The sequence below is a fragment of the Sphingobacterium prati genome (assembly GCF_013167215.1).
GTDB lineage: Bacteria > Bacteroidota > Bacteroidia > Sphingobacteriales > Sphingobacteriaceae > Sphingobacterium > Sphingobacterium prati.
In genome coordinates this window covers 660,923-678,067 of the sequence record NZ_JABJWY010000038.1, presented here as the reverse complement: position 1 = coordinate 678,067, position 17,145 = coordinate 660,923, and the positions used below count along the sequence as shown (strand labels likewise).

Annotated in this window: 11 protein-coding genes; 1 reads left to right on the top strand and 10 read right to left on the bottom strand. The window is 43.8% G+C overall.

Annotated features, from left to right (window positions below; all coding sequences use genetic code 11):
- Positions 1-9: 9 nt before the first annotated feature.
- From HPC41_RS22160 to HPC41_RS22140, 5 genes are read right to left on the bottom strand one after another with little or no spacing between them, the layout of a single operon-like run.
- Positions 10-1,083, bottom strand: a complete 1,074-nt coding sequence (locus tag HPC41_RS22160; RefSeq protein ID WP_246250950.1) for a Gfo/Idh/MocA family protein — start codon at positions 1,081-1,083, stop codon at positions 10-12.
- Positions 1,080-2,303: an extracellular solute-binding protein gene (locus HPC41_RS22155; protein WP_172396259.1), complete on the bottom strand. Its 1,224-nt coding sequence runs from the start codon at positions 2,301-2,303 to the stop codon at positions 1,080-1,082. The genes HPC41_RS22160 and HPC41_RS22155 overlap by 4 nt, the downstream gene beginning before the upstream one ends.
- Positions 2,296-3,438: a CaiB/BaiF CoA transferase family protein gene (locus HPC41_RS22150; protein ID WP_172396258.1), complete on the bottom strand. Its 1,143-nt coding sequence runs from the start codon at positions 3,436-3,438 to the stop codon at positions 2,296-2,298. The genes HPC41_RS22155 and HPC41_RS22150 overlap by 8 nt, the downstream gene beginning before the upstream one ends.
- A 1-nt stretch (position 3,439) precedes the next feature.
- Complete coding sequence (locus HPC41_RS22145; RefSeq protein WP_172396257.1) at positions 3,440-4,591, bottom strand: CaiB/BaiF CoA transferase family protein; 1,152 nt, start codon at positions 4,589-4,591, stop codon at positions 3,440-3,442.
- The gene (locus tag HPC41_RS22140) at positions 4,584-5,747 is read right to left on the bottom strand and encodes an ABC transporter substrate-binding protein (RefSeq protein WP_172396256.1); all 1,164 of its coding nucleotides are present in this window, start codon (positions 5,745-5,747) and stop codon (positions 4,584-4,586) included. Before HPC41_RS22140 ends, HPC41_RS22145 begins: the two co-directional genes overlap by 8 nt.
- A 384-nt stretch (positions 5,748-6,131) precedes the next feature.
- On the opposite strand from HPC41_RS22140, the gene HPC41_RS22135 reads away from it, so the two are divergent.
- On the top strand, positions 6,132-6,908 hold the full coding sequence (locus tag HPC41_RS22135; RefSeq protein WP_172396255.1) for an IclR family transcriptional regulator: 777 nt from the start codon (positions 6,132-6,134) through the stop codon (positions 6,906-6,908).
- Between the two features lie 6 nt (positions 6,909-6,914).
- Here the strand turns inward: HPC41_RS22135 and HPC41_RS22130 are convergent, their stop codons facing one another.
- The 5 genes from HPC41_RS22130 to HPC41_RS22110 all read right to left on the bottom strand — a co-directional run bounded on the left by HPC41_RS22130 (position 6,915) and on the right by HPC41_RS22110 (position 17,073).
- Positions 6,915-8,495 (bottom strand): sodium:solute symporter family transporter, encoded by a 1,581-nt coding sequence (locus HPC41_RS22130; RefSeq protein ID WP_172396254.1) that lies wholly within the window; start codon positions 8,493-8,495, stop codon positions 6,915-6,917.
- A complete protein-coding gene (locus tag HPC41_RS22125; protein WP_172396253.1) occupies positions 8,492-9,586 on the bottom strand; it encodes a Gfo/Idh/MocA family protein in 1,095 nt (364 codons plus the stop codon). Before HPC41_RS22125 ends, HPC41_RS22130 begins: the two co-directional genes overlap by 4 nt.
- Position 9,587: 1 nt before the next feature.
- Positions 9,588-12,098 (bottom strand): L-rhamnose mutarotase, encoded by a 2,511-nt coding sequence (locus HPC41_RS22120; RefSeq protein ID WP_172396252.1) that lies wholly within the window; start codon positions 12,096-12,098, stop codon positions 9,588-9,590.
- Positions 12,099-12,165: 67 nt separating this feature from the next.
- Positions 12,166-13,944 (bottom strand): RagB/SusD family nutrient uptake outer membrane protein, encoded by a 1,779-nt coding sequence (locus HPC41_RS22115; RefSeq protein ID WP_172396251.1) that lies wholly within the window; start codon positions 13,942-13,944, stop codon positions 12,166-12,168.
- Between the two features lie 12 nt (positions 13,945-13,956).
- Positions 13,957-17,073, bottom strand: a complete 3,117-nt coding sequence (locus HPC41_RS22110) for a SusC/RagA family TonB-linked outer membrane protein (RefSeq protein WP_246250948.1) — start codon at positions 17,071-17,073, stop codon at positions 13,957-13,959.
- Positions 17,074-17,145 lie beyond the last annotated feature (72 nt).

The window sequence follows — 17,145 nt, the reverse complement described above, 5'->3', positions numbered from 1 at the left end:
TTTGTTTCTTTACCCTTGTGCTATTGGTTGCCCCCCTTGGGCACTGCTTTGATAAGCAGCCTCTACAACGGCCATGGTATGGATTACATCTTCAACCGCGGCCGGTAATACCGCTATTTCACCCAGTTTAAAACGCATCAAGCTACCCATGCTGCCGATAAAAGCATCGGGAAACCAAGTTCCCTCGATCGGGTAGGTCACCCATTCTGGTTGGCTGCCATCTGTTGGCTTGATACAATATTCAAACACATCAGATACCCCATGCGGATAATCCATCAGCAAACCCATTGTCGCTTTGATAGCCCCCTTGGTACCTTCCCATTTGATATAGCTTTCTTCATGCTTTGGTCCAAATTCGTGGTCATGATTGGTATTTACAACAGCATGTAGTGTGGCTCCGTAGTCAAATAGCAAGGTCGTCCTGCTGGATGATAGGGCTTTGGCCGGATGCTTTAATGTTTTTGCATACACCGACTGTGGATTGCCTAAAAATGAGCGAATCAAATCGATATAATGGACACTGTGATACAGAATTTCCAAGCGTGGATGTACCATGACATGGGGAAAGAGTTGCCAAGGTGTATGCACCGATACGCGTACTTCCATATCGTAAAGTTCACCGATATAGCCTTGCTCGATCAACCAACGTGCGGCGTTTACAAATGGTGCCTGCCGAAGCTGACAGTTGATTGCAGCTACCAAGCGTTTACGTTGACAGACTTCCAATATCGCTTGACTATCGGTATAATAATCTCCCATAGGCTTCTGAATCAATACAGCCGCACCATTGGGTAAGGCCTCCAAAGTCTCGATAAATTTATTCGGCATAATGGTTACATCATAAACCGCGTTTTCAGGAGCCTGTGCAACAGCATCTTCCACCGTATCGTAAACATATGGAATGCCAAATTCTACTGCCAGTGCTTCTGCTTTCGCCTTTGTACGATTGACAATACCATGCACATGAAAACCTGCCTTACGGTAAGCCGGGAGGTGTGCATCTTTCACTATACCACCTGCGCCTATAATAATAATCGGCAAAGCAGTCTGGGGCAAAATCGCTTTATAAGGGATATCTATCATAACCATGCATTTATTTTTTCCTGTGCTTTTGTTAACAATGAAACACTACTTTCATCGGTCTTAATCGCAGCAATTACAGTATCATCGATGATATGTGCAATCTGAGGCCAATTGGCCAAGCGCGGTAATGTGCGTGCAGTATCGTGCAATTCCGCCAATTTATTATAAAAGGGTATCATCCGATTGATTTCGGAATCATACCAGGTGGAGTAACGACAACCTACTCCTCCTTCAACGGTGAGCAGCTTATCTTGTTGGCGTCCGACTGCAAAACGTATAAAGTCATAAGCCAACTGCTTATGACGACTACCTTCTGGAATTGCATACAACCAATACACATTTAATGAGGGGGACATCCCGCCTTCTGCCGAAGGAATAGCTGCTACATCCACCTTACCTTTTACGGCCGAAGCGGTATCAATCTGTGCCCAGGATGCAAAACCAAACCAATTGACCATCATAGCTACTTCACCCCGCGCAAAGGCAGCACCAGCCTGCACTGATTCATAATTGGCCGATTCGGGATGCAATCCGCTATCCTTTATAAATAAGCTACGATAAAAATCCAATGCGTCTACAGCCAATGGCTGATCCAACTTAACAGGTACGTCGCCTTGCTGTAAATCTCCACCGCGGGACCAAAGTTGAATACAGAAATCAAATACCGCATTATGTCCATCCGGATAGCCAGCAAACACTGTCCCGTACAAGTTATCTTCCGGCCGTGTAAAAAATGCTGCAACAGTCAAAAAATCAGGCCAGGTTTTTGGAATTGCCAAAGGTTTTCCGTAGCGTGCCTGAAAACGCATCTGTTCTTGCGAATCTTCAAATAAATCTTTTCGAATAACCAGGCATTCGGGACCATCATGAAAAGGCAAGCCAAATATTTGCTCGTCAAAACGCTGTAAAGCTTGTAAGCTTTCTGACCAAGCCCCCTTCAGGTCTTCCGGTGGATTTTGTACGATCATACCATCCAGTGCCGACAAACCGTTGGTTTCATAGGCACGTGCAAGCCAATCGGTATTGATGTGAATGATATCCCAATCGCCATTATTAAGGCCTTTCTTTTCAAAAAAAGCTGCTGTCAATTCCTCTAAATCCAGCGGAACAAACTCCATCTCAACCTCCGATGGATATACCTCCTGATAAGCTGCCCAACATTTCTCCATGGCACGCTCAAAGGGTTGAAATTTCCGGACAGCAAAACGTAACTTATCCATACAGTTCCTCCAATATTTTAACTGTGTGCTCACCAAGTTTGGGCGAACCTTTTGTGGCGGTCAACCGCTCGCCATCGATGCGAATGGGACAACGGGTGGTCTCATAACGGAAGCCGTCGCCCATCGTTACTTGCTGTAGCATGTCTAATATTTTAAAAGCATTATGTTCGGTCAGACGACGCCAATCCAAGACATCGGCGCACCAGATATCCGCTGCTTCCAGTATCTCAAGCCAATGTCCGGTGGGTGCTGTCCTTAGGTGTTCGGCTAAAATTGCCTTAATCGTATCCCTTTCTTGAAAAGCTTGCTCTCCGTCAGCAAAACCTTCTAACGCCTTACAATTCAATAAATTACTAAGAAAAGGAATGGAACCCATCGCAAGGGCCAGAAAACCATCCTGCGTACGATACACCCCATAAGGTGCTGCCAAATATGCATGTGCATTGCTCACTTCGCTACGTTGTGGCAACAATTTGCCATCACGAAAATAGGTTGTGACGGCCTCAAACTGTATATCCACAGCAGAATCTAACATGCTGACATGAACATGCGCTCCTATCTCTTGCATCGCTCGACGGTACAGGCAGGCCAATACGGCACTACATAGATTGGATCCAGCAAACATGTCCACAACGGAAAGTCCCATGGCCACTGGACCATTATTTGCATCGCCACTCAACCAAGTCATCCCGGTAAGCGATTGCAATAATAAATCCTGGCCAGGCCGCTTAACCCAGGGTCCTTCTTTTCCATATCCCGAGATCTCTCCATAAATCACCGTCGGATTGATCTCTCGGACACCTGCATAGTCAAAGCCCAAACGTTCCATGACACCTGGACGAAAATTGTGCAACACCACATCTGCCCGCGCGATTAAATCACGTATAATCTGTTTGTCGGATTCGCTTTTCAAATCCAACACCATACTTTCTTTATTCCGATTAATGGCATGAAACACTGTTGAAGTACCATTCAATATCGTATCAGAGGTATATAATTGCCTGCAAATATCACCCGTCTCTGGTTTTTCTATTTTTATAACCCGCGCGCCTAAGTCAGCTAGCCGTAAACTTGCTAATGGGCCGGATAAAAATTGACTAAAGTCGACTACGGTATAACCTGCTAGTGGTAACATATTAATTTTCTAAATAATCGTGAACAATAGATGCCGTATGCTGGCCCACTTTTGGTGCAGGTTTATCCGCATATAAACGCTTTCCATCGATCTGGTACACGCTACGGGTGGTGGTCAGTGCGGTGCCATCTTGTAAAGTGACTTCCTGCAGCATTCCTGCCTCCTTAAAACCCTGCTCCTCAAAAAAACGATGATAATCGTTGACTGCACCACACCAGATCCCTTCGGATTCCAAACGGGATATCCACTCGCAGGTTGTCTTTTGACACAATACAGCAGCAAATTCTTGAAGTATTTCATCACGTCGTGAAAACCAGGTTGCAGCGTCTTGATAGAACTGTCCAGACAAGCCTATGGTTTCTGCAATATGCCTTACATTGCCCATGGCCAAGGCTAGATAGCCATCAAGGGTTTTGTAGAGTCCATAAGGCGCACTTAAATAAGCATGGCCAGCTCCTCTAACCGTCGACCGCTGAGGCAGCTTGCGGCCATCGTTGACATGTGTGGTCAGCATTTCAAACTGCATATCCAACACAGATTCAAGCAAACTGACTTCAACAAGAGCTCCCTGTTGGGTACGGGCACGTTTCAACAATGCCGCCAATATACCTTGTGTCAGATGTGTGGCACAGTACATATCCACCACGGCCAATCCAAAAGGAACCGGCCCATCCTGCGCACAGCCCGATAACCAGGAAAGTCCCGACAGCGACTGCACAAGTAAATCCTGCCCGGGTTTTTTTGCCCAGGGACCTTCATTACCGTAGCCCGTTACTGTGGCATAGATCATTTTTGGATTGACTTTCCGTACGCTCTCATAATCCAAACCGATCTTTTCCATCACCCCCGGACGGAAGTTATGTGTCATTACATCGGCCTGGCGGATTAATTTTTTAATATTTTCCAGATCATTTTCATCTTTCAAATTGGCTGCATACGATTCTTTATTTCTGTTGATGGTATGAAAGACCAGGCTGCTCTCATCTACAAAAATATTTTTAATCGCAATCTGCCGCCCCCCTTCGCCAGCCCCCGGACGTTCAATTTTGACGACTCGGGCACCGAGATCCGCCAAACGCAAGCCAGCAGTTGGCCCAGCCATAAATTGTGAAAACTCTAGGACCAAAAGTCCTTCCAGTGGTTTATTATCCATGGTCTTCTTTATCCACTAATGATTTCCGATACATCGCATTCATCTTGTCCAAAACTGCCTTTTCGTCGCTGCCATCCCTTAGATAATCAACCACGATATCACCAGCATGATCTTGAAAATAAAGATGTCCATCATAACGCGGACGCAAATAAGCCCGATCTAATGCGGGTAGTGTGTTGCTAAAATAATTGGCCGTAGCGGCATTTACTTGCTCATTTTTCCAGGCACGTAAATGTCCAGGCTGGCCGCCATTTTCGACATATAACGTTTCCTGAACTTCCGGTGTCGCGACAAATCGTGCATAATCCATGGCCACATCAATATGCTTGCCCTGTGAGGATACTGCCAGCCCCGCACCACCAAGTGTGCTGATCATAGGCGTACCATTTAATGATACTAAATCATGAAAATGCAACACCTTACGTGCATAACCTGCCCGAGCGTAATTCGAATAACCATAGGCAAATGGACAGTAAGCAATTTCATCACGCTGAGTCATTTCTTCAAACACCTTAAATGGATTTTTATTATAAAATCCGGCATCCAGTTCATCTGCAAGTGATTTGAATAATTTTAAGACCTTTATTCCAACTGCGTCGCTGATTACTTTTTCGTTACCTTGGCAAGGTTCTTCACCCAAAGAACAACAAAGACCGTAAAAGTGCATCAAGGAATCAATCGGCAACAGCGAAAATCCGACTTTTCCGGTTTTTGCTAGCGCTAAAACATCTTCAAATGTACGTGGAAGTGCCACTTGCAAGGCCTGTAAAAGATCCGGACGACTTGCAGCCACCGGTGTTGCAGCATCCGTAGCCAATGCCCATTGCTTTCCAAGAAAGTTATAGCTTTCATGGGACTTCCCAACACTATTAGCACGCTGATCTGCCAGAAAATCTGCGGATAGATAATCATCAAATGCAGCGAGCATCCCCTTCGCGGCAGCATGTCCCGTCCATGGATGGTCAATGACCAATAGATCGTATTCCTTTGCCAAATCTGTCACTGACTTATCAGCAAATTCCTGTAAAGTCCGTTTTGTCCAAACAATTTCAACATCTGGACATAATTCTTCATAACGCTGCGCAGTCGCGACCATTGGCACAAAGCCTCTGGTATGCCCCCAGGTAATCCCTTTTAACTGGATTTTCTCTGTCATTGTGTATTCATTTATTATTTTATGTTGTCTTGTCGAAAAACAGAACAACAGTATCTATCATCTTATTATCAAGGTCTATTTACCTATACCGCCTTTAAAACGGCAAAATATAGCATTGGAGCCACGGCCATTTTATCCTATTTCCTTTCGCTATTCAGGCCTGGTAATATAGCCTAAGCGGAACAGTCCTGTTTTTAATTATTGATATTATTGTTTATAATCTTTTCCCTTCTAATGCTTTTTCCCAAAGGAAAAGCGGTTTATAATATTCAAATATAAATACAATATTTGAATATAAAAATTTAACATGCTTTTTTGAGAAGCTAAAAACTCATAAATACTTTTTCTATCTTTAGCCCGATCATTTGTAAGCAAAAACATATTATGATAGCAAATAGCTCCGATAAATATAAAGCACCAGCGCTCGAAAAAGGATTGCAAATCCTTGAATTTCTGGCCTTACAACCAACAGCACAATCCCAATCCGAGATCGCCTTAGGCTTGCATCGAAGTCCCAATGAAATCTATCGCATGCTTGCATCACTGGAGTCCAACGGGTACATTCATCGTGATCCAATTTCATCTAAATATTCGCTTTCACTGAAGCTATACTATCTTTCGCACCGGCATTCCTTTGTAGAGAAACTACGGGCAACTTCATTACTACCGATGCAAGATACGTCCAACGAAATCAAAGACCCCTGTCACCTTTGTGTTATTTACGACAATCAGGTAATGGTCATCGCTTACGCGAGAGGTTCGTCGCCCATCAGCATCATGATTGAGGAGGGCAACCTCTACAACACGTCCCAGACCGCGTCTGGGAAGCTCCTTTTAAGTTTTTCTGAGGCTAAAAAAAGAAAGACCATTTTAGAAGCCGATCCCTATTACCGCAGTTTGAAGAAAGCAGAACGTCAGCAATTTGATAGCGACCTAGCCAATATCAAACGCAAAGGCTTTTATGAGATGCCCAGCGCATACGCGGAAGGCATCATCGATATTTCTGTTCCCATCGGAACCAGCGAAACAGGCATCATCGCCTGCCTCACGGTTTCAAAGCTCGTTCGACGTCAAATCGGGCAGAATATGCCCACCGAAACTATTGTTGAAAGTTTAAAAAAATGCAGATCACAAATTGAATCCAATCTAGGATTAACTTGACAGAGGCTATTTAAAATAAATATATAATACTAGCATAACCACAAATAACATTGCCCAGGCAGTCTTGACGCGGCCACTTGGTTTCTCCACAGTGATTTCGTACATATCCCTATGTTCCATTTCATAAACCGACTTGGGTACCCAGTATGCTAAGCCTATTCCAATAATAAGTAGCAGCATAAATAGACTAAAGGAAAGCATTAGATAATGCGGCCAAAAGGAATAAACATCTTTTGGGAAAATCCAGAGATAACATACACCTGTCCCTAGGCTCAGTACCGCACCAAAAGTCAAAATCGTATTGATTGCTGCTCGATTGGTTCTTTTCCACAACACGGCCATCAGAAAAGCAACAGCTAAAGGTGGCGCAATAAAGCCGAGAATAGACTGAAATACATCGAAAAGATTGAGCCCTTTAATTTGATCAATTGCCAGGGCAACGAAAACTGAAGCTAGACAGCCGATGATGACCGTATAACGTCCTACCTGGGTGATTTGCTTATTGGTTGCATCTGGCCGGATATGCTTGAGATATATGTCCATGGTGAAAACGGTACTCAAAGAATTAAGCGACGAACCAATGGTGCCCACCAATACAGCAATTAACACCACGATTACCAATCCATTCAGACCTGTAGGAAACAGGTTGGTCACCATCGTCATATAAGCGAGTGATGGGTCTTTAAGTCCCGGAAATAAAACCGAACAGATGATACCGGTGAGGATAAACAGCGGCAAGGAAAGTATCTTGAGCCAAGCGATAAAATTAATTCCCAGTTGCCCCTGTTCGAGATTCTTTGCACCCAAAACTGATTGTACCATGGCTTGATCCGTACAGAAAAAAGCGATCGCTGCCACCGGATAGCCTAGAGCAATCGCATACCAGGGGTAATCTGGATCACTTGCCGGTCTGATCAACGACCAATAATTGGCGGGAGTCTGTTGCATTAAAGAACTTATGCCACCGATTTTGGAAAGTCCCAGAAAAGTCAGAAAGGCCGACACGGCGATCAACAAGATCATCTGAAAGATATTGATTTTAGCAACTGTCTTTAATCCACCCGTATACGCAAACAGACCAGCAAGGGAGACTAAAACAGTAACCGATTGCCACATTGGAATACCTAAAATCTGCCGCACTAAAAATCCGCCAGCAAACAATCCCAACGACAACCATGAAATAAGCATTTTTAACAATGAATACCAAGCCAAAATAGTTTGCGTATTTGAACCGAACCGCTTGCCCATAAACTCAGGCAAGGTGCGTACTCCGGTAGCAATATAGCGTGGCGCAAACACCACCGCCAAGAGGAAAAGATAAATAAAAGCATACCAGTCAAAATTGACTGCAACGATGCCCGTTGTATAGCCTACTGTAGCAAAAGCCAGCAACATGGATGGTCCGACGTTAGTCGCCCACATATTGAAGCCAATACTGTACCAGCTTAAGGATTTACTGGCCAGGAAGTGTTCTGCCCCTTCTACCTTTTTACGGGATGACAAGAGGCCGATCGTCAGTAATGCTAACAAATAGACTACGACGATGCAATAGTCGTAAATGGTTAATTTGTCTAAGATACTATTCATCTTCCTAGGTTCAAGTCGACACCATATCTTTCCAGCAGTTCCTTTGGACGGACAGGCTTTCCTGTTGTCAATGATTCATCCATGGCTTGCAATAAGGCTATAGTACCTATACCCTCTTTCATATCCGGGGAGGCTTGCTCTCCAGTACGGATGGCTTTTGCGAAGTGCTCCAGGTAATTTTGATATTCACCGGCATGATGGCTTTTTCCTTCGAAGCGGAAATAATGCTTTAGTTTATGCTCCCATGTCAGCATACGTTCTTCGCCCGTTTTATCCGTAATTGCATACCGGAGATCCATATAATCCGCCTGACTAGCACCTTCGGTTCCCCGTAAAATGCAGCTCATTTCACTATCCCTTGTGACAGGCTGCACAGGCCCGGTATACGCACCACTTACTCGGGCTACACGGCCATCTTCGGCTTTGAAAATAAAATGCATGGTGTCTGGATTTTGCAGCCCTCCTTTTTTTCCGTTGGCGCTCAGCATGCCATATCCCATCACCTCTTCAATATTCGGCAGATACCAGCGGATAAAATCAACCGGGTGACTCAGCCCACCGTAAAGCCATTTGAAGGAAGACTGTAAAGACCAAGGCTTCTCCAGAAACCAACGGTGATCAGCATGATAATAGCCTTCGATGGTAATCAACTCACCGATCAGTCCGGCTTCAAAATCTTCTCTTTGTTTCTTCACCGGTTCAAAAAAACGGGAGCTCTGCCCAACAAATACACGCTTATTTTTCTGAGCTGCGAGTTCCAATAAACCATTGGCATCGGCCAGATTATCAATAAATGGCTTGGTGCAGATCACGTGTTTATCGTGCGCCAGCGCCAATCGGATATGCTGTGCGTGAAGATGATCCGGCGTATAAATTGCAATAGCTTCAATATTTTTATCATTAAGCATTACTTGATAATCATTGGTATAATCATGAAAATCAAATTCTTTCATGCGTTTGCGTCCTAGGTCTTCGTTCAGGTCGCAGATCTTGACCAAATCGATATATGGACTTTGTAGTGCCGCAGATATCGTGCTACGCCCTTCGCCAAGTCCTAAAATCCCTAATTTTAACTGTTGTATCTGTTCCATTTTATTGTTTATAAAAAATCCATGTTTCATTCACTCCTGTTCCGGGAATACCTTCCTGATAGGTCCCCATAAGTTTGTTCCACTCCATAACCCGTGGATTGTCCCTGATCGTCAGCTGATCGATTGTTTTAAAATCCTGGCCTTTTGGAAAAGAAATATATAACATAAGCTGTCTTCCATTGCGGTAGACCAATACCTCGTCAAAGCCGGCTTTACAGAACCCTGCTGCAACTTCTGGCCATTCTTTAGTTTGATTTTTATGGGCTTCGAAATAAGCCTCCTGTTTCGATTTATCGTCCACCAGTTGTGCGGTAAGTAACACAAAATCGATGTCTTTCACTTTTTCGGCTCCACAGTTGCTCCGATCGAACGTATAAAATAGATCATTGAACAACTTAAAAGAAATTGCCGGATAATTGGCTACCCAAGCACTCGATATTTTCTTACCGATTTCATCGTCTGTCATCAGCAAGATATAATCCTTCCAGCGATATACCTGGCTGCTATCGGCTCCTTGTTTAGCAAAAAAATCTTTGATTTCAGTCAGTTTAAGCTGCTTTTTTACATCATGGATCTGGAAAAATACAGGTTTGATAAAAGGAATATATGTATTGAAAGCTACATTTTTAGGTATTGATCGTTTTTCAGACAATAAATAGGCATAACTTGGACCTATGCCAGCTTCTTCTTTGACCCTGGCATCCGCCTCGGATCCATTCTTTATCCACTCAACACTCGGCCCATTGGCATTTCGCAATATTTTATTGGATGGGAACCAGTTGTTGCTGACATTCATATAGGCTGAGCCTTCATCGGTATAGAGATAAAACCAATGTTCAGGAATATGCGCATAAGGCGACACATAGATACTGTCGATATAATTTTCCTGAATTTTTGTTCCGGGCTGAGCCGATAAGGTGTAAATACCGGCTACATCATACATGTATTTGCCATAACGTGTGATCTTATTTTTGAAAACACGATTATTACGCATAGTATTGACTGTCGGTGTCCAGCCCCAGCCCAAGCTAATGCCTGTGTACGGAAGATCCAGCAATTCATTATTTGTAATAGCTACATTGCGGACAAAACCGGCGCCAATCCCTACTGTTCCCCAATCCTCATTCCCAATATCTTGGATTAGATTATTGCTGACCACAACACCATCTGTCAAGATACGCTCGTCGCTGGGCTGAAAAGGCAGATGTGCTTCAACCTCCTCATCTGAAAACTGACCGAGCAGTACACCCGATCCACCGAGCTCCTGAAATAGATTTCCAATTAGGCTATCCTTCAGGTTGCCCTGCCGATAGTCAATGCCTGTTGCTGCCAAATGGGAAAACCGGCAAGCTGAAATATTGGTAAAGGCCGTATGGCTAAGCATGACTGCCGCTTGTGGCCGGCCCAGCCAAGCTTGATTTTCCAATCCCGCTTTATCCCTGGTGCCTGGTTTAGCCAGTTTATAGGCGTCCAAAAAATACATTCCCGCCTGTAAGGCAACGTGTCCGTAGTAGTGCGGCCTTAACCAGGAGCTGTGCTGAAATTGAAGCCCTTCGATATATACATGACAAACAGGTGATTCCAAAGTCCCTTGCATCCTCAGGATCGTTTCAAGATAAGGCGCTACAACATTTAACTTGCTTAAGTTTTCATCAGGTCTTTTATAGTAATATACTTTATGGTTTTCTTCATCCAAAAACCATTCTCCCGGCTGATCCAAAAATTCAAGGGCATTGACCAGACGAAATGCCGAATTGCCATATTCCTTAGACAACCAAGGCTTAGGCCAAGGGTGTTCATTCTGTAATTTACCTTCCGGTTCATGAAAAAATAGTGTGGTACTATCTTTTGTGACTACCGCCTCACGAACCCGGAGCTGCGCTATTGCCCACCACTGATGGATGAAAAACTCCATACCGGCCTTATAGGCAAACCTTTTCGGTAACACGTTCGGAATGACGGCCGCTTGTTTTTGGAAATCCCAATTGATGATCCGGGGCAAGTGGGCATCATCGTGACTTTCCGCACGGATTGCTTTACGTGAACCAACCCACAATTGACGGAAAGGGAAATACTTTCCTCCGGCCTGAGGGGCATCTGCCACCACGATATGCTTAGCAATAGCAGGATCCAATCTCTTTTCACTTTTTACTCGCCGCCAGCCTGTAACAGGAATCCCACCCGAAAATATGGCTTCATTGCCTACCGCTTTTATCCATGTCGGACTTTCGGCTGTTCCGCTGTCTTCAGGGCGGATAAAAATTGTTTGGGAAGGCACATACTGTCCGTCTTGAATCCAGATTGTGATGCCCTGATGCATGCGTGGATCGTTTAATCGTCGCCATTCCCTAGCCTCACGTAGGGCGTCCTCCAAACATGAAAATGGAGCTCCCCGGGTGCCATCCCGTTGTTCCTTGTTGCTTTGTTTACCCACATAGATCTCTCCTCCCTGAGCTGAGAATGCAGCTAGCGAAAAAACTATAAGAACCCATATGAGAATTGTCTGCTTCATCTTTAAATAATTTTAAAATATCATACTATTTCGTTTCTGCTTGGCTTATAACCATATAAGAATACTATTAATAGCCATTATTCTGAAGAAATTCACCGGGGTTACTAATGGCGTCCATCTGCCCTTGCGGAATTGGCCGAAGGCCGTGTACACCATCCTTAAAATATTGTCCGACATCAGGATTGACCGCCATCAAATAAGACCGGTTCAATTTGCCCATGCGTTTCAAGTCATACCAACGTGTATACTCGCCGCACAGTTCACGAGCACGCTCATCAAGTATAAACTGGGCAGTGATATCTCCAGCAGTAATCTGCTTGGCCCCTACCCGGTCGCGTAAGACATTGATGTAGTTAGCGGCTGTTCCATTTGCACCATTTAAGTGAAAGGAGGCTTCGGCGGCAATGAGGTATACTTCTCCCAAACGCATAACAGTAGCATAAGCATCGCTGGTAAAGCTGTTTGCCTTAGGACTGATTAACGAGCCTGAATTAAATTTCACCAAGGATGGATAGAAACCAATGAACGGGTTGTCCACCTGCCCAGGCTGCTGATTAGTCCTTGTATACTTCATTTTCACCTTGTTATCAGCACCATATACATCTTCCAGGTCAAGCCAAATGTAATGTTGTTGAAATTGCATCTTTTTTTCTTCAGCATAACCAGTCTCACCCTCACGGGAAACTTTGAGCGCTAAGGTTCCTTTTGGGAGATTAGTTCCTACAGCAACAGCATTTGCATCACGATCGAACTGCACAATAGCATCCCTGCTCCAATTGTAATCAGCATTGGAAAGCCACTGCGTCTGGAAAGAAATCGCATATCTTGGATCTAAGGTATTATCATCATTTTTAAATACATCAAGCAGGTATTTAGTCGGCATAAATGTTCCTCCGGACCACCGGCCAATTTCGGTTTGAAATCCAGCGGACTGTATCGCTCCAAATGTTGTCGGCGTACAATAGAACCGTTTAAAATCATTGTTGTGATCGTATACGTTGGTGGATCCATACTCCTGAGAATAAGGAATCTGGTAAAGTGCTTCGGCGTTTTTCTTATTATTTACCGCATTAAAATTGTCTATAAAGGAGGCATACAAACGCACATTATAACTCGCTTGATTATCAATCAATTTTTTTGCCGTCTGCAATGCTTCCTCTAGGTACTGATTGGTATTATATTCTTTTGTCTGCAAACAAACCTTGGCCAATAGACCCAATGCAGCTTTCTGACTTGGTCGCCCGGCTTCTGTAGGTCCTACAGGCAAGTGCTCTGCCGCAAATCTCAGATCGGGCAGGATACATTTTTCATAAATTTCCAACACAGGTTTACGTATGGCGGCAGTATTGGCTGTGGTTGTCTCCGTGAGATTGAGCGGACAAGGACCAAACTGTTCGACCAAATGGAAATAATACAATCCTCTTAAAAAATAAGCTTGGGCAACTTTTTCCAGTTTTTCCTGCTCACTAGAAAAATCTTTGACCTGATCTACCCTACCGATGACAATGTTGCAGTAATTGATGGCATCATAAGCACCATTCCAGTAATCCTTAGCCATGTCTATGGACATGGAGCCACCGGAAGCATATTTTAAATAATTTTGGTTGTTATTTGAATTGAGATCGGAAGTCCATAAATCTGTTCCTCCTTCGGTAACAAGTAAGAAGTTTCGCCCGTAGAAATAACGTGGCAAATCAAAATAACAGCTATTGATTAGTTTATCGAAACCGGCCTTATTTTCTGCGACTTTATCCACAGTGACCCCTGAGGGATTATATTCATCAAGACCACAGGAATTTAGAAAAAGGCCAGCACATAACAGTATATTAAAATAGTTGATTTTCATAACATATTGGCATTAAAAAGTAACATTCAATCCGACAACAAACTGCTTGGTCAAAGGAAAATTATCCGAACCGTTGGATTCGGGATCCTGATACTTTAATAAGTTGCTTTTCGTAAAGATGAACGGATTGTTAGCGGTTGCATAAAAACGGAAACGTTCCATGGAAAGCCGCTTAATAAATGACTTCGGCAAACTATAGCCCAAGGTGATATTTCGAATTTTGAAATAGGATCCATCCACGTATTTCAACGCATCAAACCCGATATAACCACTGGTTGAGGAATGTAATCCTGGTCTTGGCAAATAAGCGCCTGGATTTTCTGGTGTCCAATAATCTATATCGTCGGGACTATTTCCGACACCTGTTGTCGGATCGTAACGTGTGATCAAGTTATTGGACAGCATCTGTCCCCATCTTGCCGTTAAAAAGACCGAAAGGTCCCAGTTTTGATACTTGAAGTTATTCTGAAATCCACCGGTCCATTTCGGAACCGCAGATCCAAGAATACGTTTATCTTTGGCTCCGTAGGCATGCATACCTTCCTCATCGAAGGTACCATCGGTGGCTAACTTGATATCACCAGGTTTGGAATTGAATAAGGCCGCCTGCTCCGCTTCACTTTCCTGCCAGATACCGAGGTATTGATAATCAAAAAACGTTTTGATCGGCTGATTTAGAAATAGGTTATTTGAAATCAGGTCTTTTCCCCCCGGTAGTGAGGTCACACGTTCTTTATTCGCCGCAAAAGTCAATGTTGAATTCCAGATAAAACTATCTCCCTGAATATTTTTTGTATTTAATGCGAGTTCAAAGCCCCTATTGTTTGTTGCACCAATATTCTGCCACATCTTGAAAGGGGCACCCCAAGAGCCGCCCAATGAAGCTGGCATATCTCTCAGAAAGAGTAGATCCTTCGTTTCAGTATTGTACCAATCAATGGTCAGGTTGGCTCGTTGGTTCAAAAATTGTGCATCGAGACCAATATTGGTCGTATACGACTTCTCCCAGCCCAGGTCCCTATTCGCCAGTTGTTGATTCAGAATAAAGGCCGGGCCGAGCGTACTTTCACCAAAACCTACCGGTTTAGGTGCATTATATCCCCCTGCTTGCGTACCGTAAGCCCCTACACCACCAGAATTACCGGTGATACCATAACCAGCGCGTAGCTTTAACTCCGATATTTTGCTTTTCAATGGCGCAAAGAACTGCTCGTCGCTCACACGCCAGGCAAAAGCTCCTGCTGGAAATACATCCCATTTGTTGCCTTCGGATAGTCGAGAAACACCATCCCAACGGCTGGAAACGGATAGCAAGTAACGTCCTTGGTAGTTATAGTTGATCCGGCCAACATAAGACATTGATTGTGAGCCTATATAAGAAGAGCGGATTACAGACGTTGTGGCCGCACTCAGGTTGTGGAAAGAATAGGAGTCGAGGTCGAATCCCGATCCGCCCGCATAGGCCTGCTCTGCTTGGTTTTTTGACCATGATGTGACTCCTGTAAGCGCAAAATGATGATCTTCACGTAGGTTAAATTCATAATTCAGGATATTTTCCCAACGGTAGTTGTAATTTCGATCATTGATGATAACAGCTGCAGGCAATTTGAATCCAGCCTCCGGATTTGCAATTGACTGCGAGCCAAAATATCTTCCCGTCCGTTGAGAGCCAATCGTCGCACCAAAAATTGAACGAAAGGAAAATCCTTTGACCGGCGTAAAATCAAGATAGGCATTGCCCGCAAAATAATTGTTCAGGATATTATTTTTATACTGATCCTTAATCTGATCGGATAAAGGGTTGGTGACTCCGTCCACTGGAATATGATTGATATTACCGTCGGCATCAAAAGCATCACCTAAAGGCAAAAAGGTCAAACTGTTACCGAATACATTTTGTGCAGCCTGGTTATTATCCTTATACGTATACTGTAAATTCGTACCTACTTTAAACAGGTCAGAGAGTTTATGATCAATATTTGCTCTTACTGCGTACTTTTTACTATTATCATTTTTGATAAGGCCTTCTTCATCGTTATAGTTGAGCGACAAAAAAGCTTTTGTTTTTTCATTCCCCCCGTTCACTGAAAAGCTATAGTTCTGCTGGATTCCATCTTTTAAAACCAGGTCCATCCAGTCTACCCATTTGCCATTTTCATAAGCCTCCAGCTGTGCAGGATTTTTAAAAATATTATTGGCAAATTCCGGATAGTTACCATACTCACCCCGATAGGCTTCCCTTTTAAGTTTCATATAATCGTCTCCCAACAATCCATGGGGATATTTGGGGAATCCATTATAGCCAAAATAGGAATCAAAATTCACAATCGCTTTGCCGGCTTTGCCCTGTTTTGTCGTAATAATAATTACACCATTTGAACCTGCTGAACCATAGATTGCCGTCGACGAGGCATCTTTCAGAATGTCTATGGATTCGATATCGCTGGGATTTAGACTCGTAAAATCCCCTGGAATACCATCAATAATATAGAGCGGATTATTATCACCACTGAAAGACCTGTTGCCCCGTAGGCTCGCACCGACATTGGCTCCTGCACGTCCGGATGATTTAGTGATATCTAGGCCGGAGACCTTTCCCTGAAGGGCGTCCATCACATTGGCTGTTGGTGTCATCATAATCTCTTCGGATTTAACGGAAGCTACGGCGCCGGTTAGATCCCGACGTTTGGCCGTTCCATAACCGATGACAACGACTTCCTCCAGTGCTTGTTCATCTTTTCTTAATACAACATTGGCACTATTCCCAACTCTTACTGTTAATAAATTTTCCGAATAGCCCATGGAAGTGATTTTGATGGTGCCACTATCCCCTGTTATTTTAAGTGTAAATTCTCCCGTCGCGTTGGAAGAGGTAGACTGCGTCGAGTTGACCACTGCTACAGTAGCGCCAACAATAGGATTTCCCTGCTCATCCGTAACTCTACCTTTTATTTCTTTTTCCTGATCTACCGTGACTTTATAAATCGTAGTGGCATGTAACGCAGCATTGGAAATCAATGGACTTCCGAGTATAAAACTGCTGCAAAAGAGCATTAACATCGGATACTTTGAACCGGAAGCAGTGGCCCCCAATGTCATTTTTCCGAGATTAATCTTGTTTTTGTTCATAGTTGAGTTATTAGATTTAATTTGTTCAATATGGTTATTATTTTACTGTCTATTTAGCTGTTCATTCGTGAA